The sequence below is a fragment of the Kitasatospora sp. NPDC059795 genome (genome assembly GCF_042732175.1).
GTDB lineage: Bacteria > Actinomycetota > Actinomycetes > Streptomycetales > Streptomycetaceae > Kitasatospora.
Genome location: NZ_JBHWID010000018.1, coordinates 1 through 17,879 on the forward strand (window position 1 = coordinate 1; position 17,879 = coordinate 17,879).

The 17,879-nt window shown below is 72.1% G+C and carries 18 protein-coding genes; 5 read left to right on the plus strand and 13 right to left on the minus strand.

Annotated features, from left to right (window positions below; all coding sequences use genetic code 11):
* Positions 1-319: 319 nt before the first annotated feature.
* The 3 genes from ACFV4P_RS29665 to ACFV4P_RS29675 form a co-directional block, all read right to left on the minus strand.
* The gene (locus ACFV4P_RS29665; protein ID WP_380476342.1) at positions 320-1,111 is read right to left on the minus strand and encodes a DUF3710 domain-containing protein; all 792 of its coding nucleotides are present in this window, start codon (positions 1,109-1,111) and stop codon (positions 320-322) included.
* 153 nt (positions 1,112-1,264) lie between these two features.
* Positions 1,265-1,732: a dUTP diphosphatase gene (dut, locus tag ACFV4P_RS29670; protein WP_073817349.1), complete on the minus strand. Its 468-nt coding sequence runs from the start codon at positions 1,730-1,732 to the stop codon at positions 1,265-1,267.
* Positions 1,729-2,316, minus strand: coding sequence for a PaaI family thioesterase (locus ACFV4P_RS29675; protein ID WP_380476345.1), 588 nt, complete (start codon positions 2,314-2,316; stop codon positions 1,729-1,731). The genes dut and ACFV4P_RS29675 overlap by 4 nt, the downstream gene beginning before the upstream one ends.
* Positions 2,317-2,411: 95 nt before the next feature.
* Between ACFV4P_RS29675 and ACFV4P_RS29680 the strand changes: the two genes are divergently transcribed.
* Positions 2,412-2,861 (plus strand): DUF3093 domain-containing protein, encoded by a 450-nt coding sequence (locus ACFV4P_RS29680; protein WP_380476347.1) that lies wholly within the window; start codon positions 2,412-2,414, stop codon positions 2,859-2,861.
* A 241-nt stretch (positions 2,862-3,102) separates the two neighbouring features.
* On the opposite strand, the gene ACFV4P_RS29685 is transcribed toward ACFV4P_RS29680, so the two are convergent.
* The 4 genes from ACFV4P_RS29685 to ACFV4P_RS29700 all read right to left on the minus strand — a co-directional run bounded on the left by ACFV4P_RS29685 (position 3,103) and on the right by ACFV4P_RS29700 (position 7,246).
* A complete protein-coding gene (locus tag ACFV4P_RS29685) occupies positions 3,103-3,402 on the minus strand; it encodes a DUF4193 domain-containing protein (protein ID WP_014138508.1) in 300 nt (99 codons plus the stop codon).
* A gap of 634 nt (positions 3,403-4,036) precedes the next feature.
* A complete protein-coding gene (locus ACFV4P_RS29690) occupies positions 4,037-5,014 on the minus strand; it encodes an acyl-ACP desaturase (protein ID WP_380476349.1) in 978 nt (325 codons plus the stop codon).
* Positions 5,015-5,237: 223 nt separating this feature from the next.
* Complete coding sequence (locus ACFV4P_RS29695) at positions 5,238-6,542, minus strand: sensor histidine kinase (protein WP_380476351.1); 1,305 nt, start codon at positions 6,540-6,542, stop codon at positions 5,238-5,240.
* Between the two features lie 50 nt (positions 6,543-6,592).
* Positions 6,593-7,246 (minus strand): response regulator transcription factor, encoded by a 654-nt coding sequence (locus tag ACFV4P_RS29700; RefSeq protein ID WP_030458051.1) that lies wholly within the window; start codon positions 7,244-7,246, stop codon positions 6,593-6,595.
* 466 nt (positions 7,247-7,712) lie between these two features.
* On the opposite strand from ACFV4P_RS29700, the gene ACFV4P_RS29705 reads away from it, so the two are divergent.
* Entirely contained in the window at positions 7,713-7,898 is a 186-nt protein-coding gene (locus ACFV4P_RS29705; protein WP_073817364.1) for a hypothetical protein, read from the plus strand.
* Between the two features lie 93 nt (positions 7,899-7,991).
* Here the strand turns inward: ACFV4P_RS29705 and ACFV4P_RS29710 are convergent, their stop codons facing one another.
* Positions 7,992-8,792 carry an inositol monophosphatase family protein gene (locus ACFV4P_RS29710; protein WP_380476354.1) on the minus strand — a complete coding sequence of 267 codons (801 nt, stop codon included), beginning with the start codon at positions 8,790-8,792 and terminating at the stop codon, positions 7,992-7,994.
* A 16-nt stretch (positions 8,793-8,808) separates the two neighbouring features.
* Positions 8,809-9,945: a ferrochelatase gene (locus ACFV4P_RS29715; protein WP_380476356.1), complete on the minus strand. Its 1,137-nt coding sequence runs from the start codon at positions 9,943-9,945 to the stop codon at positions 8,809-8,811.
* Positions 9,946-10,111: 166 nt separating this feature from the next.
* On the opposite strand from ACFV4P_RS29715, the gene ACFV4P_RS29720 reads away from it, so the two are divergent.
* Both ACFV4P_RS29720 and ACFV4P_RS29725 read left to right on the plus strand, forming a co-directional pair.
* Positions 10,112-11,359, plus strand: a complete 1,248-nt coding sequence (locus tag ACFV4P_RS29720; protein WP_380476358.1) for an MFS transporter — start codon at positions 10,112-10,114, stop codon at positions 11,357-11,359.
* Between the two features lie 145 nt (positions 11,360-11,504).
* Entirely contained in the window at positions 11,505-12,806 is a 1,302-nt protein-coding gene (locus ACFV4P_RS29725; RefSeq protein ID WP_380476360.1) for a D-arabinono-1,4-lactone oxidase, read from the plus strand.
* Positions 12,807-12,810: 4 nt separating this feature from the next.
* On the opposite strand, the gene ACFV4P_RS29730 is transcribed toward ACFV4P_RS29725, so the two are convergent.
* Complete coding sequence (locus ACFV4P_RS29730; protein ID WP_380476362.1) at positions 12,811-13,590, minus strand: hypothetical protein; 780 nt, start codon at positions 13,588-13,590, stop codon at positions 12,811-12,813.
* 438 nt (positions 13,591-14,028) lie between these two features.
* Between ACFV4P_RS29730 and sepH the strand changes: the two genes are divergently transcribed.
* A complete protein-coding gene (gene sepH / locus ACFV4P_RS29735) occupies positions 14,029-15,093 on the plus strand; it encodes a septation protein SepH (RefSeq protein WP_380476364.1) in 1,065 nt (354 codons plus the stop codon).
* A gap of 56 nt (positions 15,094-15,149) precedes the next feature.
* Here the strand turns inward: sepH and ACFV4P_RS29740 are convergent, their stop codons facing one another.
* From ACFV4P_RS29740 to ACFV4P_RS29750, 3 genes are read right to left on the minus strand one after another with little or no spacing between them, the layout of a single operon-like run.
* Positions 15,150-15,980: a sulfurtransferase gene (locus ACFV4P_RS29740; RefSeq protein WP_380476366.1), complete on the minus strand. Its 831-nt coding sequence runs from the start codon at positions 15,978-15,980 to the stop codon at positions 15,150-15,152.
* A gap of 37 nt (positions 15,981-16,017) precedes the next feature.
* Complete coding sequence (locus ACFV4P_RS29745) at positions 16,018-16,665, minus strand: thymidine kinase (protein WP_380476368.1); 648 nt, start codon at positions 16,663-16,665, stop codon at positions 16,018-16,020.
* A 46-nt stretch (positions 16,666-16,711) separates the two neighbouring features.
* Complete coding sequence (locus ACFV4P_RS29750; protein WP_380476370.1) at positions 16,712-17,872, minus strand: alkaline phosphatase family protein; 1,161 nt, start codon at positions 17,870-17,872, stop codon at positions 16,712-16,714.
* Positions 17,873-17,879 lie beyond the last annotated feature (7 nt).

Genomic DNA, 17,879 nt, shown 5'->3' on the forward strand with positions numbered 1-17,879 from the left:
CTCCAACCGATCCAGAGGACCGGCCGGGGATGTCAACATATCTGGCGTTGACTTTTGGCACGCTGTTGAGTTCTCAAGGAACGGACGCTTCCTTCAGGTGGCCTTCCGACCGGCCCTCCGGGCGCTTCGTTCTTTCGTGTTCTCAGCTTATCAGATGTTTTCCGCTCCGTTTTCCGGAGTTTCATTCAGTCCGACTTGCTTTCGTTCGCCCCTCTCGGTGCGACTCCGGAACTGTACGGGGATCGGCGTCCGCAAAGCAAATCCGCCCCCGCACGCGAACGGTGCGGGGGCGGAAGAGGGACGCGGGACGTCCGGGAGGTCAGTGGACCTCGGTGATCTCGGGGCCGCGCGAGAAGGGGTCGATGGAGCCGCCCGCGTAAGGGGAGTCGGCCTCGGCCGGGGCCGCGGCGCCGTCGGCGACCATCTGGGCGTTCTCGGGGAGCTTCAGGACGATCGGGTCCCGGGGAGCCATGGGGGACTCGCCACGGACGACGACGGTCTGGCGGAAGACCTCTTCGAGGATGCCGGCCATCTCGGGGTGGACGGCCGCCTGGCCGGAGATCACGCCGCGGAGGAACCAGCGCGGGCCGTCGCAGCCGACGAAGCGCACCAGCTGGGCGCCCTGGGTGCCGTCCGGCAGCGGAACGGGGACCTGGGCCCGGAGGTGCCAGCCGAGCGAGCCCTCCTCTTCCTCGATGACGCCGCCCTGGCTGGTGATGCCGTTGGCGATCTCCTCGCGGACCTCGCCCCAGATGCCCTCCGACTTGGGGGCGGCGAAGGCCTGCAGCTGGATGGCGCTGTTGCCGAGCACGAGGGTGGCGGCGACGATCGAGTCCCCGGCCACCTCCACCCGGAGCTCCATGCCCTCGACGCCGGGGACCAGCAGGCCGCCCAGGTCGACACGGCCCTCTTCGGGCGTCTCCAGTTCGGAGTGGTCCCACGGCCCGTCGGGGCGCGGGGCCGGCGGGAGGCCGACGCGGTCGGCCGGGTCGAGTTCGGTGTCGTTCTCGTTCTCGACGGAACCCTCGACGTCATCGGCCGTCTCGTCGGCGCTGATGGCGTCCTCGGCGAGCTGCTCGACAGCGTCCTCGCTCTTGCGACGACGGAACACGGTCACTGTCCTTCCCGGTCCAAGACCGAATCCAAGACCGAACGCGAATATCTGCTACCTGCTACCCATCGGACCGGCCGAAAATCGCTGCAACTGCATCGCTTCTTCCACCGCTCGTCGTGCTGCCCGGCTGAGCCGAGACCGCGGCGCATGCTAGACCGCGGCGTGACCGCCGGTCGAGCCGAACCCGCCTTCGGCACGGACCGAACCCGGGAGTTCACCCACTTCATGGAAGCGGGCCTTCTCGACCTGCTGGATGACCAGCTGGGCAATTCGGTCGCCTCGCTTGAAGTTGACCGGCTCCCGAGGGTCCAGGTTGACGACGATCACCTTGATCTCACCACGGTACCCGGCATCGACCGTCCCTGGGGCGTTCACCAGTGCAACTCCGCAACGGGCTGCCAGACCCGATCGGGGGTGGACGAACGCGGCGTAGCCGTCCGGTAGCGCAATGGAGATGCCGGTGGGGAGCAGCGCGCGCTCGCCGGGCTGGAGTTCGGCGTCCTCGGTGGTGCGGAGGTCGGCGCCGGCGTCGCCGGGGTGCTCGTAGGCGGGGAGCGGGATCTCCGGGTCGAGGCGGCGGATCAGGATGTCGACGGGCTGGCGGGCGGAGTCGGTCACGGGTTCACCTCGAAGGCTCGGGCAACTTTGATCCGGTCCGGGTCGTCCAGGACCTTCTGCACGTCCTCGGGACGGCCGTGCGTGGTGAAGTGTTCCAGCTTCACCTGGACGAACAGTGCCTGGGCGCGGATGGCGACCGGCCCGTCGGGGCCGTCTATCCGGCCTTCGGCGGCGCTGTAGACCTTGCGGCCGTGGACGCCGGTCACCCGTGCGTGGATGTGCAGCACGGAGTCGACGGGGACGGGGCGGACGAAGTCGGTCTCCAGCCGGCCGGTGACGGCGGGGGCGCCGAGCAGCCAGTTGAGGGTGCCGAGGGTCTCGTCCATGGCGCTGACCAGGATGCCGCCGTGGGCCAGGCCGGGGCCGCCCTGGTGGGCCTGCTTGACGGTGAACTGCGCGGTGACGTCGAGCTCTTCGCCGGCGACGGCGGTGAGCTGGAGACCGTGCGGGTGGTGCGGGCCGCAGCCGAAGCAGTCGTCGTAGTGGGCGCCGATGACGGTGCCGGGTGCGGGGGCCAGCGGGGAACGGTCCGGCAGGACCGCGTCCGCGGGCGGGGTGGTGGGGGTGGGGATCGATCCGTTCACAGCGGCGACCCTACCTGTCGGTAGTTTGCCGGGACAGGCGCGCCGAGGGGCCCCGGCCGCCGGGCTCGGCGTGTGCTGCGCCCACAATGGGAGGCATGTACGAGGAACGTCTCACCGTCCCGCGGTCCTGGTGGCTGCTGCCCGTGTCGCTCGGGCTCTCGCTCGGGCTGATCATGCTCCGCTTCAGCGGCCTGGGCGCCCTGATCGGGCTGGTCGTGGGGGTGGCCGCCGGGGCGGCGGCCCTGAGCAGCTACGGCTCGGCGCGGATCCGGGTGGTGCAGGGCTCGCTGGTGGCCGGGCAGGCCCGCATCCCGGTGAGCGCGCTGGGCGAGGCCGAGGTGCTGAACCCGAAGGACGCGATGGCCTGGCGTTCGGTGAAGGCCGACCCGCGGGCGTTCATGCTGCTGCGCAGCTACGTGCCGACGGCGCTGAAGGTCGCGGTGACGGACCCGACCGACCCGACGCCGTACCTGTACCTCTCGACCCGGTCGCCGCAGCGGCTGGCGGACGCGCTGGGCGAGGCGGCGGGCGGCCGGAGCCGCTGACCGCCCCGGAACAACCGGACCGGACAGACCGAAAGGGACGACCCCACTGCTGTGGGGTCGTCCCTTTCGGTCTGTCTGCGTGCTCTGCAAGGGGTGCAGGCGCGCGGTTCGCGCTCTGCCGGGTGCGACCGCTCGGGACGGTCGCTGCTTCTGCCTCCGGCCTCGCTGCTCAAGGCCGGACGGGGCGGCGTACCGGGCCGGCGGAGGGGTCTCGCCCGCCCGGGCCAGTGCCGCGCCGTTTTCAGGCGCCGCAGTCCCGGCAGATCGGCTGGCCGTTCTTCTCGCTGTAGAGCTGGCTCCGGTGGTGCACCAGGAAGCAGCTCATGCAGGTGAACTCGTCGGCCTGCCGAGGCAGCACGCGAACCGACAGTTCCTCGTTCGAGAGGTCGGCGCCCGGAAGCTCCAGCCCCTCATTGGCGTCGTACTCGTCGACGTCGACGGAGCTGGAGGCCTTTTCGTTCCGGCGGGCCTTCAGTTCCTCGATGCTGTCCTCGTTGAGGTCGTCATCGGTCTTGCGTGGGGTGTCGTAGTCCGTTGCCATGTTTCGCTCTCCCCCTTTGGGTGTGTGCGGTATCTCCAGCGCACGTAACGCCTGGGGGGCCGGTCTTGTGCCCGACCCGAGGCCGAGATTGTGCCTTACTTCAAGCCCTGTTACTCAATCGACACCCGGCCGGGGGCCTCTCGGGGTGATCGAACAGGGCCCGAACGGGTTCCCTCGTGCGGGTGAGCCGGTCGGGGACGCACGTCAGCACTCGTGACGCTGGGTGGCGACCCTCCGGCGGTATGGGCGACAACTCGGCCCGGGGGGAGGGTTCTTGACGGCGGTTCGTGATCCCGACGACGGCCCGGCGCGGTGACCGAGCGCAACCGACCCACCCGAACGGGTGATCACCCGGCCGGGTGGCGCGAATGCGCCGCCCGGCGGTGTGTGACGTTCGTCACATCTGGCGCGAGTGCGGGCGTTTCCCGCAAAAACGGGCCTTTCGACCCGACCTCGCGCGGTCGGATTGTCCGCATACCGACCGGAATCGAACAGATGCGCTCCGCGTCCGCCCGACCACGCTCGGCTCCGGGAAGCGCCGAGCGGCTCCGGGGAACTCCAGCGGGCCGCGGAAGGCCGCGAGCCACCGCCGGCGGCTGCGGGCGAGCAGCGCGGGCGAGTGGCGCGGCCGGGCTCAGGCCCGGGCGGCGGCCGCGGCGGCGCGACGGGCGAGCAGCGCGGCCTGGCGCTCGTCGAAGCGGGTGGCCTGGGTGTTCAGGCCGTCCAGGAAGGCGCCCAGCTCGTCCTGGGCCTGCTGGCCGGCCGGGCCGAGGCCGGTGATCTCCATGACCTTCAGGTGGCGCAGCACGGGCTGCAGCACGTCGTCGTGGTGGATCCGCAGGTTGTAGATGCCGCCGATGGCGATCTGGGCGGCGGAGCGCTCGAAGCCGGGCATGCCGTGGCCGGGCATCCGGAAGTTCAGCACCACGTCGGCGACGGCGCGCATGGCCTGGTCGGGGGCGATCTCCAGGGCGGCCCTGAGCAGGTTCCGGTAGAAGACCATGTGCAGGTTCTCGTCGTTGGCGATCTTGGCCAGCAGCTGGTCACAGAGCGGGTCGCCGGAGTGGTGGCCGGTGTTGCGGTGGGCGATCCGGGTGGCCAGTTCCTGGAAGGCGACGTAGGCGACGGACTGCAGCATGCTGTGCGAGTTGTCGGACTCGAAGCCCTCCGACATGTGCGCCATCCGGGCCCGCTCCAGCTCGACCGGGTCGACGGCGCGGGTGGCCAGCAGGTAGTCGCGGATCGCTATGCCGTGCCGGCCCTCCTCCGCGGTCCAGCGGTGCACCCAGGTGCCCCAGGCGCCCTCGCGGCCGAACATGGTGGCGATCTCGTGGTGGTAGCTGGGGAGGTTGTCCTCGGTCAGCAGGTTGACCACCAGCGAGATCCGGGCCAGCGGGGTGACCTTGGACTGGTCGAGGGACCACGCCTCGCCGCCGAGCACGCCGTCGAAGTCCCGCCCCTGGCTCCACGGCACGAACTCGTGCGGCATCCACTCCTTGGCCACCTTGAGGTGGCGGTTGAGCTCGGTCTCCACGACCTCTTCGAGCGCGAGGATCAGCCTGTCGTCGGTCCAGGCGGTCGTTGCGGTGCGCTGCACGGGGGCGATGGTCACGGCGGTTGCTCCTGCGGATGGGCGGGCGGACCTGCTGGCGGGCGGTGCGGACCTACGGATGCGTAGGTTACGACACCGTAAGTTGTTGCGGGCGCAAATGACAAGCCGCCCCTGTCCAGCGCTTATGTCGTTCCGACAAGGGCTGGACAGGGGCGGCCGAGGACGTCCCGGCGCGGGAAAACGCCGTGTGCGGGCACAGGCGGCGCGGAGCGCCGTCCGGCGACTACGGGATACGGACCTGGATGCGCAGGCCTCCTCCGGGGCGGGCAGTGGCCTCCAGGGTGCCTCCGTGGGCACGCACCACCGAGCGGACGATCGACAGGCCGAGGCCGACGCCCTTGTCGCTGCGGGTGCGGTCGGTGCTCTTCAGCCGGCGGAACGGCTCGAAGATGTGGTCCAGCTCGTAGCCGGGGACCACCGGGCCGGTGTTGCTCACCACCAGCTCGCCGCCCCCGCCGCGGACGGTGGCGGTGGTGATCTCCACCCAGCCGCCGGGGCTGTTGTACCGGACGGCGTTCTGCAGCAGGTTGATCGCGATCCGCTCCAGCAGCACGCCGTTGCCGTGGGCGGGCGCGGTGGCCAGTTCGGGGCGCAGTTCGACCTCGCGGTTGCCGGCCTCGGGGCGGATCTGTTCCAGGGCGCGCTGGGCGACCTCGGCGAGGTCGATCGGGCGGCGGTCGGTCAGCTCGTTCTCGCTGCGGGCCAGCAGCAGCAGGCCCTCCACCAGCTGTTCGCTGCGCTCGTTGGTGGCCAGCAGGGTCTTGCCGAGCTGTTGCAGGTCGGGCGAGGTGTTGGGGTCGGAGAGCTGGACCTCCAGCAGGGTGCGGTTGATCGCCAGCGGGGTGCGCAGCTCGTGCGAGGCGTTGGCGACGAACCGGCGCTGCGAGTCGAAGGCGCGGTCGAGGCGTTCCAGCATCTCGTCGAAGGTGTCGGCGAGTTCCTTGAGCTCGTCGTCCGGGCCGTCCAGGTTGATCCGGCGGTGCAGGTCGGAGCCGGCCACCTCGCGGGCGGTGCGGGTGATCCGGCCGAGCGGGTGCAGGACCCGGCCGGCCACCGTGTAGCCGACCGCGAAGGCGATCACGGCCAGGCAGACCAGCGCGGTGAGCGCCTTGCGCAGCAGGGTGGAGAGCGCCTCGCTGCTGCGGGTGGACTGGAAGTTCGCCAGCCACCGGTCCAGGTCGCCCTGGGTGGTCAGGTTGGTGCCGTCGTAGGCCCGCAGGGTGACGCCCTGGCCGAGGGTCAGGTGCGGCACCAGGTCGACCTGGAACGCCGAGCGGACGAAGTAGTACATCAGCAGCAGCAGCACCACGCCGGCCATCAGGAACATCCCGCCGTACAGCAGGGTGAGCCGGATCCGGATGGTGGGCCGCAGCGACAGCCAGGCGAACAGGCCGTCGCCGGGCCGGTAGGCGTCGTCGTCGCGGCCCGGGGCGGGTCGGCGCGGGGGGTGGTTCGGACGCGGGGGCACCTGGCCCGGGCCCGGAGTGGGCGCGCCGGGGGCCCCGCCGGGGAGTGGCGGGGTGGTCATGGCCGGGAAGTCCTCTCAGACGACGGTGGGGGTGGCGGCGGGGACGGGTGTCAGACCCGGTAGCCGGAGCCGGGGACGGTGACGATCACCGGCGGGTCGCCGAGCTTGCGGCGGAGCGTCATCACGGTGACCCGGACCACGTTGGTGAACGGGTCGGTGTGCTCGTCCCAGGCCTTTTCGAGCAGCTGCTCGGCGGAGACCACGGCGCCGCCGGCCCGCATCAGGACCTCCAGCACGGCGAACTCCTTGGGTGCCAGCTGGACGGGCTTGCCGTCCCGGATCACCTCGCGGCGGCCCGGGTCCAGGCTGATCCCGGCGCGCTCCAGCACCGGGGGCAGCGGGACGGTGGCGCGTCGGCCGAGGGCGCGGACCCGGGCGACCAGCTCGCTGAACGCGAACGGCTTCGGGAGGTAGTCGTCGGCGCCGATCTCCAGGCCCTCGACCCGGTCGCTGATGTCGCCGGAAGCGGTCAGCATGATCACTCGGGTGGCGAGGCCCTGCTCGACGACCCGGCGGCAGACGTCGTCGCCGTGCACCAGTGGGAGGTCCCGGTCGAGCACCACCACGTCGTAGTCGTTCACGGCGATCCGCTGCAACGCGGCCTCACCGTCGTAGACGACATCGACCGCCATGGCTTCCCGGCGAAGACCGGTGGCAACGGCCTCGGCAAGCAGTTGCTCGTCCTCGACGACGAGTACCCGCACGGTGGTGTCCCTTCTCCTGGAGCGGCCCGGGCCGTGCTGCCCGTGCGGGCCGTGGTGCGCCGGGCGCGGATCCGGACAGACGGATCCGACGGTCCCTCCATCCTGCCTGGTCGCGCGGTAAAGCAGTCGTAAGTCCGATGCGCCGACGGCGAAAACGGAGCCTTCGAATGCCGCTTGGACTGTGACCCGGGCAACTTTCCGACGGGTAGAGGTTTCCCGGCCCCTCGGGCGGGGAGGACACGTGCACACCGTGATGCCCGTACTGCGGCCCATCACGGCCACTACCCGCCGAGTGCCCCATCCGCACCGGCCTGGGATCGAGAGCCACCGGGTCGCGGCCCACGCGCCGCCCGAGCACCCGACCGGATCCTGCACCGGTCGTCGGGTGCCCGTCCGGGGTTCATCCGATTCCGTGCCGGGGGGTTTCTCGGACCGTGCCCGTCCGACACAGGAAAAGGGGGCCCGTATGGACGCCTTCACCGCCGGAATCCTTCAGCGGATCAAGAACGCCGAGCAGGATCTGCACCGCGCGATCGAATCCGGGGACGAGTTCCTGGCCGAGGTCGAGCAGTCCGAGCTGGAGGACCTCCAGCGCCTCGCCGCCGAACACGGCGTCGACCCGATGCTCGGAACGCACCGCTCCGCGGCCTGATCCCTCCCTCAACAACGCACCAGCGAGCCCTGGCACGGTCCCCGTGCCGGGGCTTTTCGCTGTCCGCGCGCGGCCGGGGCCGGGGCGGCCGGGTCAGTCGTGCCAGGCGCCGAGCTCTTCGAGGCGGGCCTGGAGCTGCTCGAACACGCCGGGCGGGGCGGCCACGGTGAGCTCGCCGTCGGCGGGCAGGCCGGGGCGGGAGCCGGTGAGCGCGCCGGCCTCGCGGGCGATCAGCACGCCGGCCGCCCGGTCCCAGGGGGCCAGGCCGCGTTCGAAGTAGCCGTCGAAGCGGCCGGCGGCCAGGTCGCACAGGTCGACGGCGGCCGCGCCGGCCCGGCGGATGTCGCGGACCTCGCCCATCAGCGCGTGCAGCACCTCGGCCTGGTGCACCCGCCGCTCGCGCAGGTAGCCGAAGCCGGTCGCCACCAGCGCCTGGCCCCGGACCGGGGCGGGTCGGACGGCGAGCGGGCGGCCGTTCAGCGTGGCGCCGCGGCCGCGCACCGCCTGGAACAGTTCGCCGCGGGCGGGTACGGACACCACGCCGACGACCGCTTCGCCGTCCAGTTCGGCGGCCACGCTGACCGCCCAGGAGGGAAGCCCGTAGAGGTAGTTGACGGTGCCGTCGAGCGGGTCGACCACCCAGCGCACGCCGCTGGTGCCGGGGCGGTCGGCGCCCTCCTCGCCGAGGTAGCCGTCGTCGGGGCGGCGGGCCGAGATCAGTTCCAGCACCAGCTTCTCGGAGGCCAGGTCCATCTCGGTCACCACGTCCACCGGGCTGCTCTTGGTGGCGGCCACCCCGAGGTCCTCGGGCCGGCCGTCGCGGAGCAGTTCACCGGCCCGGGTGGCGGCCTCGACGGCGGTGGCGAGCAGGTCGTCCAGCAGGTCGTCGGTCATGGTCGGTCCTCCGGGTTCAGGCTTCGGCGGCGGCGGGGCGGGGGGCGCGCGGGTTGGGGCAGCAGGCGGTGGCGCACACGTCGTGGCTGGGGCCGAGGGCGCCCAGTGCGCAGCGGGTGACCGGCTCGCCGCGCTGGGCGGCGGCCCGTTCCAGGACGAGTTCGCGGACGGCGGCGGCGAACCTCGGGTCGGCGCCGACGGTGGCGGCGCGGGCGACCGGCAGGCCGAGTTCGGCGGCCTTCGCCACCGCCTCGGTGTCCAGGTCGTACTTGACCTCCATGTGGTCGGAGACGAAGCCGATCGGCACCATCACCACGGCCTCGGCGCCGTCGGCGTGCTGGGCCTCCAGGTGGTCGCAGATGTCCGGCTCCAGCCACGGGATGTGCGGGGCGCCGCTGCGGCTCTGGTAGACCAGCTGCCAGGGCCGGTCGGTGACGCCGGTGCGCTCGGCGACCGCGTCGACGATCAGCCGGGCGACGTCCAGGTGCTGGGCGACGTAGGCGCCGCCGGGGGTGCCGCGGGCCGGGTCGTCGGGGGCGCCGGAGGTCTCCGCCATGGCGGTCGGGATCGAGTGCGTGGTGAACGCCAGCCGGGCCTTCTCCCGTGTGCCGTCCGGGAGTTGGGCGAGCGCGGCGAGGGTCGCGTCGATCATCGGCTGCACGAAGCCGGGGTGGTTGTAGAAGTGCCGGAGCTTGTCGACGGTCAGCTCGGGCCGACCCTCGGCGGCCAGCTGGACGAGCGCGTCGGCCAGGTTCTCCCGGTACTGGCGGCAGCCCGAGAAGCCCGCGTAGGCGCTGGTGGCGAGCACCAGCACCCGACGGTGTCCGGCGTCGGCGATCTCCCGCAGGGTGTCCACCAGGTACGGGGCCCAGTTCCGGTTGCCCCAGTACACCGGCAGGTCGAGGCCGTGGTCGGCGAAGTCCTGGCGGAGCGCGGCCAGCAGCTCGCGGTTCTGCGCGTTGATCGGGCTGACCCCGCCGAACAGGAAGTAGTGCTTGCCGACCTCGGTCAGCCGCTCCTTCGGGATGCCGCGTCCCCGGGTGACGTTCTCCAGGAAGGGCACCACGTCCTCGGGGCCCTCCGGCCCGCCGAAGGACAGCAGCAGCAGCGCGTCGTACGGCGCGGGGTCGGTGGGGGTGCGCGTGTCGGACATGGCCCCGATCCTGCCACCCGTGGCGGGGCGGTCGGCGCACGGCCGCCGGCGGCACGGTGTCCGGATTATCCCGGGTGCGGACGATGGATCACGGTTCGTAAGCTGTGTGAGCGATAGTTGTGCCTTACCTCTATCCCCGTGCCGCACCCGTCCGACGGAGCCACCCGTGCTGTCCAGCTACCGCCAGATATTCGCCGCCCCCGGCAGTCTTGCCTTTTCCTCCTCCGGGCTGATCGCCCGCCTGCCGATCTCGATGACCGGGATCGGCACCGTCACCATGCTCGCCGAGATGAAGGGCACCTTCTGGCTCGGCAGCGCACTGTCCGCCACCCTCGCGGTCTCCGCCGCGATCCTCGGCCCGTGGATCTCCCGCCTGGTCGACCGGCACGGCCAGCGCCGGATCGCGCTGCCCGCCACCCTGGTGACCGTCCTGGCGGCGGCCGGCCTGCTGCTCGGCGCCCGCACCGGGCTGCCGGACTGGACGCTGTTCGTGTTCGCGGCGGGCATGGGCGTGATGCCCAGCACCGGGTCGATGGTCCGCGCCCGCTGGGCCCACCTGTACCGGAACGAGCCGCCGAAGCTGCACACCGCGTACTCCTTCGAGGCGGTCGCGGACGAGATCTGCTTCATCGTCGGCCCGATCCTCGCGGTGGCACTGGCCACCACGGTGTTCCCCGAGTCGGGCGTCCTGCTGGCCGGGGTCTTCCTGGTGGTCGGTGTCCTGCTGTTCACCGGCCAGCGGCGCACCGAGCCGCCGGTCCATCCAGCCGCCCATCATGACGGGCCGAGCGCGATCGCCAACGGGGGCCTGCGGATCCTGGTGATGACGCTGGTCGCCACCGGCGGCGTGTTCGGCTCGGTCGAGGTGGTCACCGTCGCCTTCGCCAAGGCCCAGCAGCACACCGGTGCCTCCGGTCCGGTGCTCGCCGTCTACGCGCTCGGCTCCTGCCTGGCCGGCGCGGTGTTCGGCACCCTGAAGCTCTCCGGTTCGATGGCCCGTCGCTTCCTGATCGGCGTGACGGTGATGGCCGTCGGCATGGTGCCGCTGATCCTGGCCGCCCAGCTGATGCACGGCACCGCGGCGCTGATCGGCGTCGGCGCCGCGCTGTTCCTCTCCGGTCTGGCCATCTCGCCGACCCTGATCACCGCGATGGCGCTGGTCGAGCGCCTGGTGCCGGCCGCCCAGCTGACCGAGGGCATGACCTGGACCACCACCGGTCTGGCGCTCGGCGTGGCGGTCGGCTCCTCGGCCGCGGGCCTGGTGGTGGACGCGAGCGGCGCGGCCAACGGCTACTGGGTGCCGGTCGCCGCCGCGGGCTTCGGCGCGCTCGCCGCCTACGCGGGCATGTCCAAGCTGCGCAGCCGGCTCGCCGAGGCCGAGCAGCTTGCCGTGCCGGAGCCTGTCTCGCCGTAGTTCCCGTCGTGGCCCCCACTCCGACATGAGCTTCCCTCATGTTGGGCCCTTCGGACCATGGACCCGCAGGCGGGGCAGTGACTACGCTCCCCCTACCCACCGGTAGAACCGGCAGGCAGGACATGCGAGCGGGAGGGCTCTGGAGATGACCGAGGTCTGGCGGAACTGGGCGGGGAACCAGAGCGCGCGGCCCGCGCAGGTGGCGGCGCCGGGCTCGGTCGAGGAACTGGCCGCCGTGATCACGTCGGCCGCCGAGGCCGACCGCCCCGTCAAGGCGGTCGGCTCGGGCCACTCGTTCACCGCGATCGCCGCCGCCGGCGACGCCGTGATGGTGCGCCCGGACCGGCTGACCGCGGTGCGCGGCATCGACCGCGCGGCGGGCACCGTCACCGTCGAATCGGGCCTGCCGCTGCACCGGCTGAACCGCCTGCTGGCCGCCGCCGACCTGTCGCTGACCAACATGGGCGACATCGAGGTGCAGACGGTGGCCGGTGCCACCAGCACCGGCACCCACGGCACCGGCCGGGACTCCGGCTCGCTGGCGGCGCAGATCCGCGCGGTGGAGATCGTCCTCGCCGACGGCTCGGTGCAGACCTGCTCCGCCACCGAGAACCCCGAACTCTTCCAGGGCGCCCGCCTCGGCCTCGGCGCGCTGGGCGTGATCAGCGCACTGACCTTCGCGGTCGAGCCGATGTTCCTGCTCGGCGCGCACGAGAAGCCGATGGGCTTCGACGAGGTGCTCGACAGCTTCGACGAACTGACCGCCGTCAACGAGCACTTCGAGTTCTACTGGTTCCCGCACACCGACCGCTGCTCGACCAAGCGCAACAACCGCAGCCAGGGCCCGGCCGCACCGCTGCCGAAGTTCAAGGCCTGGCTGGACGACGACTTCGTCTCCAACACCGTGTGGGAGGGCGTCTGCCGGGTCGGCCGCACCTTCCCCGGCGCCATCCCGACCATCGCCCAGGTCGCCAGCCGCGCCTGGTCGGAGCGCCGCTTCACGGACCAGGCGTACAAGGTCTACACCAGCCCCCGCAAGGTCCGCTTCGTCGAGATGGAGTACGCGGTGCCGCGCGAGGCGGCCACCACCGTGCTGCGCGAACTCAAGGCGCTGGTGGAGCGCTCCGACTGGCGGATCAGCTTCCCCGTCGAGGTCCGGACAGCCCCGGCGGACGACCTGTGGCTGTCCACCGCGAACGGCCGGGACAGCGTGTACATCGCCGTCCACCTGTACCGGGGCACCCGTGAACTCGGCTACTTCACCGAGGTGGAGCGGCTGATGACGGCCCACCGGGGCCGCCCGCACTGGGGCAAGCTGCACACCCGGGACGCCGAGTACCTGGCGTCCGTGTACCCGCACTTCGGCGACTTCACGGCACTGCGCGACAAGGTCGACCCGGAGCGCCGGTTCGCCAACGACTACCTGCGCCGGGTGCTCGGCACCTGACCCGTCAGCCGGCCGCGCCCGCCTCGGGCGCGGCTCCACCCGCCGGGGCAGGAGCCTCCCCGGTGGGCGCCGAGGAGACGCCGGCGCTGGGCGAGGCGGTCGGCTCGGGCTTGCCGGACGGCCGGGCCGAGGGGCTGGGCGAGGCGGAACTCCCGGACGAGGGAAGGTCGCTGGGCCCCGGCCGGGACGGCTCGACGCTCGGTGACGACGAAGGCGCCGGGGCGGGCTGCTGCTGCTTCTCCTCCTTGTGGCCACCGTCGCCACCGGACGGGCGGGACGGATTGAACGACGTGCCGCCGCCGTCCTGACCGGTGGTGATGTTGTGCATCGGCTTTCCGGCGGCGACTTCCACCGCGACGATCGGCACCATCGCAATAACGAACACCAGTGCGGATACTGCCGTGTACGACTTCCACGTCCAGCGGCGTTTCGCCCGCACCAGCCGCGGCGCGTTCCACTCCTCGCTGATTCCACCCGCCGGAGCCGACCGGGGGTGCGGGACGGGCGCGGATTCGGCGCCGCGATCCACCACGTTGCGCAGTTGTTCCCCGGTGCGTTTGAACAGGTGCTGGAAGACCGCGCTTCCGGTCGTCGCCCCCACCGAGACGACGGCCGCGCCGAGTATCGTTCCGTACACTCCGAGTTCCGAGGCGAGTACCGCACCGACCACCGTCGCCAGTGCACTCGCCGCGACCTGAGTCACCGTCAGATCAAGCCGTCTGCGCTCGCCCTTCTCCGCGGCCTCGGCCGCTCCGTGCGCGAACTGCTCCCTCTGCTGCGGCATCCCGGTCCCTCGGTCGGCGTGGCGGAATTTCGAACAAGTCTCTCCATCTTGCCCAAAGAAGGACACAAGGGTCGAAAATCCGGTTCCTCCGGCGCGATATATGTGAAGATGATCACCGTCCGCCGATCACCGGCCGTCCTATGGGGTGCACACTCCGGAGATTCCGATGATTCGCGGGAGACTTGAGCGGCGAGCCGCCCCTGTGGATGCCACGAATGGAGTACTGTTCGTGGAGCCTGAGCCTTCGGTCCCGCCTGTCGACACTCCGTCGGACGACGGCCCGGGAGCCCGGGTGCGATGTCGACCGTCGACGTGGCAAACAGGCAACCGTGCCACAGCGGCGCGCACGGGCGAAAGCCCGACACGCCGGGTAACTCTGCAAGGTTGTGGCCACTCGCCAGCGGGCAGGCCACACTCAGTACGGGAGCAGCGACGCAGGTGACGTCGGCAGGCACCACCCGGGAGGTAACCGTGCCCGAACTGCGCGTCGTGGCCGTCAGCAACGACGGCACACGGCTGGTGCTCAAGGCTGCCGACAGCACGGAGTACACCCTTCCGATCGACGAGCGGCTGCGCGCCGCCGTCCGGGGTGACCGGCCGCGGCTCGGCCAGATCGAGATCGAGGTGGAGAGCCACCTCCGCCCGCGAGACATCCAGGCACGGATACGAGCCGGTGCCTCCGCCGAGGAGGTCGCCCAGGCCGCCGGCATCTCGGTCGAACGCGTCCGTCGCTTCGAGGGTCCGGTGCTGGCGGAGCGCGCCTTCATGGCCGAACGGGCCCGCAAGACGGCGATCCGCCGCCACGGCGAGTCCACCGGCCCCCAGCTCGGCGAGGCCGTCGCCGAGCGCCTCGCGCTGCGCGGCGCCGAGAAGGACACCGAACGCTGGGACTCCTGGCGCCGCGACGACGGCACCTGGGAAGTCATCCTCGTCTACCGCGCCGAGGGCGAACACCGGCGTGCCGCCTGGTCCTACGACCCGCCGCGACGGCTGGTGCAGCCGAACGACGACGAGGCACGCGCGCTGATCGGCGAGAACGTGGAACGCGAGGAGGACTCGGTCTTCCCGTTCATCCCGCGGATCGCCCGCCTCCCCCACGACCGGCCGACCCGCCCGATGATCGAGCGCCCGTCCGCCGACCGCATCATGCACCGCGAGGCGGTCGCCGCGGTCTCCCCCGAACGGGACTCCCTCACCAGTCTGTTGGACGTCGTGCCCTCCTACCGCGGCGACCTGACCCCGGTCGGGCCGAGCGTGGAGACCACCGTCACCGAGGAGCCCGAGGAGATCGAGGAACCCGCGAGTGCGCCTGCGGCGAGCGTCGGCGCGGGCTCCGCGTACGCGGACATCCTCATGCCGCGCTCGGTCTCCCCGCACCGCGACCGCATGGTCGGCGCGACGGACCGCCAGGCCGAGGCGGACGGCGTCCGCCCGGGGCGGCGGGCGACGGTGCCGAGCTGGGACGAGATCGTGTTCGGCTCCCGCCGCAAGAAGCCCGAGTAAGGGATTCCTCGGGGCTCGTGGGGGGGTACGTACCTCCCCGACGAGCCCCTGAAGGCTCACCCGATCGCGACAGGGTTCTCCGGGTCGGCAGACCACTCGCTCCAGGAGCCCGGGTACAGCGCAGCGCCCTTGTGGCCCGCGAGTTCCAGCGCGAGGAGTTGGTGTGCCGCCGTGACGCCGGAGCCGCAGTAGACGGCGGTGTTCGCGGGGTCGGTGACGCCGAGGGCCGCGAACCGGGAAGCGAGCTCCGCGGCGGGGAGGAAGCGTCCGTCGGCGGCGAGGTTCTCTGTCGTGGGGGCGGAGGTCGCGCCCGGGATGTGGCCGGCGCGGGGGTCGATGGGCTCGGTCTCGCCGCGGTGGCGCTCGCCCGCCCTCGCGTCCAACAGGAGCCCGGTGCGGCCGAGTTCGGCGGCGCCGGCGGCGTCGACGGTGGGCAGCCAGCCGGGCTCGACCCGGAAGTCGCCGTCCCCGGGGACGGGCGTCTCGGTGCTCAGGGTCTGCCCGGCGGCGCGCCATGCCGCGAGGCCGCCGTCGAGGACGCGGACGTCGGGGTGGCCGGCCCAGCGGAGCAGCCACCAGGCGCGGGCGGCGGAGAGCGAGGGCCCGGCGTCGTAGGCGACGACGGGGCGGCCGGAGGTGACGCCGGCCCGGTGCAGCGCGGCCGTGAGGCGGCCGGTCTCCGGCAGCGGGTGCCGGCCGGCCCGGCCCGGCGGGTCGGCGAGTTCCTGGTCGAGGTCGAGGTAGTGCGCGCCGGGCAGGTGGCCCTTGGCGTACTCCTCGGCGCCGGGCGGGCCGCCGAGCTGCCAGCGGATGTCGAGCAGCACCGGCGGGTGCGGGGAGTCGAGCGCGGCGGCGAGTTCGGCGGCGGTGATCAGCGGCGAGGTCATGCTGCCATTGTGGCGCGGCGAACAGCCTGACGGGGTGTCAGCCCTCGAACGGGAGGACGTCCGGGGAGAGCACGGCGGCCCGGGCGGTCGCTGCCGTGAGCCGGCGGCGGTGGTGGCGCCGGCAGAGCACCTCGTAGCCGATCTCGTCCTCGTTGACGGCGACGTCCCCGACCACGACCTGCGCTCCCTCGACCACCATGACGCCGCCGACGGTGCGGGCGTTGTGGGTGGCCCGGGCGCCGCACCAGCAGAGTGCCTCGACCTGGAGGACCTCGACCCGGTCGGCGAGTTCGATCAGCCGCTGGGAGCCGGGGAAGAGCTTGGTGCGGAAGTCGGTGGTGATCCCGAAGGTGAACACGTCGATGCCCAACTCGTCCACGATGCGGGCGAGTTGGTCGATCTGACCGGCGGAGAAGAACTGCGCTTCGTCGCAGATCAGGTAGTCGACCTTGCCGCCGGTGGAGAGCAGGTTGACCACGAACGCCTGGAAGTCGAAGGCCTCGCCGACCTCGACCGCGTCGGCGCGCAGGCCGAGGCGGCTGGAGATGGTGGCGGCGCCGGCCCGGTCGTGGCGGGTGAAGATGATGCCCTGCCGGCCGCGGGCGGTGTGGTTGTGGTCCATCTGGAGGGCGAGCGTGGACTTGCCGCAGTCCATCGTGCCCGAGAAGAACACCAGTTCAGCCATGGGTGGAGCGTCAGCCTTTCGGGCGTGGGTGGTTGACGGGCCGGTCTCAGCCACGGACTTCGAGCAGCGGGACGAGTTGTTCGACGGGGGTCATCGAGCCGTGCAGGCCGATCATCTGGGACTCGCCGGGTTCGTTGCGGCTGGCGATGATCGCGATGTCGTCGCGCGCGGCGGCCACCACGTCGCCGATCCGGTGGTAGACCCGTTCGTCGACGTCGGGGCCGAACCAGCCTGCGGCGATGGCCTGTTCGCGGGTGGCGACCCACATCTGCTCGCCGAGCACCTCGCTCCACACGGCGTACACGTCGCCGGCCGCGCCGGGGTGGGCGTAGACGTGGCGGGCGCGGCCCTCGCCGCCGAGCAGGGCGACGCCGGCCGAGAGTTCCCAGTCCTCGTCGAAGTCGATCCGGTTCTCCTCGGTGACGTCGATCATGCCGTGGTCGGCGGTGACGTAGAGGGCGGAGCGCGGCGGGAGCTGTTCGGCGAGCCGGCGGGCGAGCCGGTCGACGGTGGACAGGGTGAGCCGCCACTCGTCGGAGTCGACGCCGAACCGGTGCCCGGCGGCGTCGAGTTCGCTCAGGTACGTGTAGACCAGGGCGCGGTCGTGCTCGGCCAGCCAGGCGGCGGCCCGGTCCATCCGCTCCTCGCCGGTGGTGCGGCCGAGGAAGGTGCCGCCGGAGAGCGCGACCTGGGTGAGCGGGGTGGTGGCGAACAGCGGCGAGGACACCTGCGCGGTGGCGACCCCGGCGAGGTGCGCCTGTTCGAAGACGGTCGGGTAGGGCTGCCAGCCGCGCGGGTCCACGTACGGCTGCCAGCGCAGCTGGTTCATCAGCTGCCCGCGGCCGGGGATCGCCACCGTGTACCCGGCCAGGCCGTGCTGCCCCGGCGGCAGGCCGGTGCCGACGGAGGCCAGCGAGGTGGCGGTGGTGGACGGGAACCCGGCGGTGATCGGCGAGCCCGCGGCCGTCAGCGAGTTGAGGAACGGCGCCCAGTCGGGGTGGCGGCGGATCAGCTCCCAGCCGAGGCCGTCGACCAGGAAGACGCAGACCCGGTCGGCGGGCTCCAGCGGCAGCGTGGCCCGGTAGCCGGGCACGCCGAGGCCCGCCGCCAGGGTCGGCAGCAGGTCGGAGAGAGCGGCGCAGCCGTAGCGCGGTGCGGGCGCGTCGGCGGGGTCGAGCGGATCGAACGAGTCGTAGCCGTGATGCATACCGGGC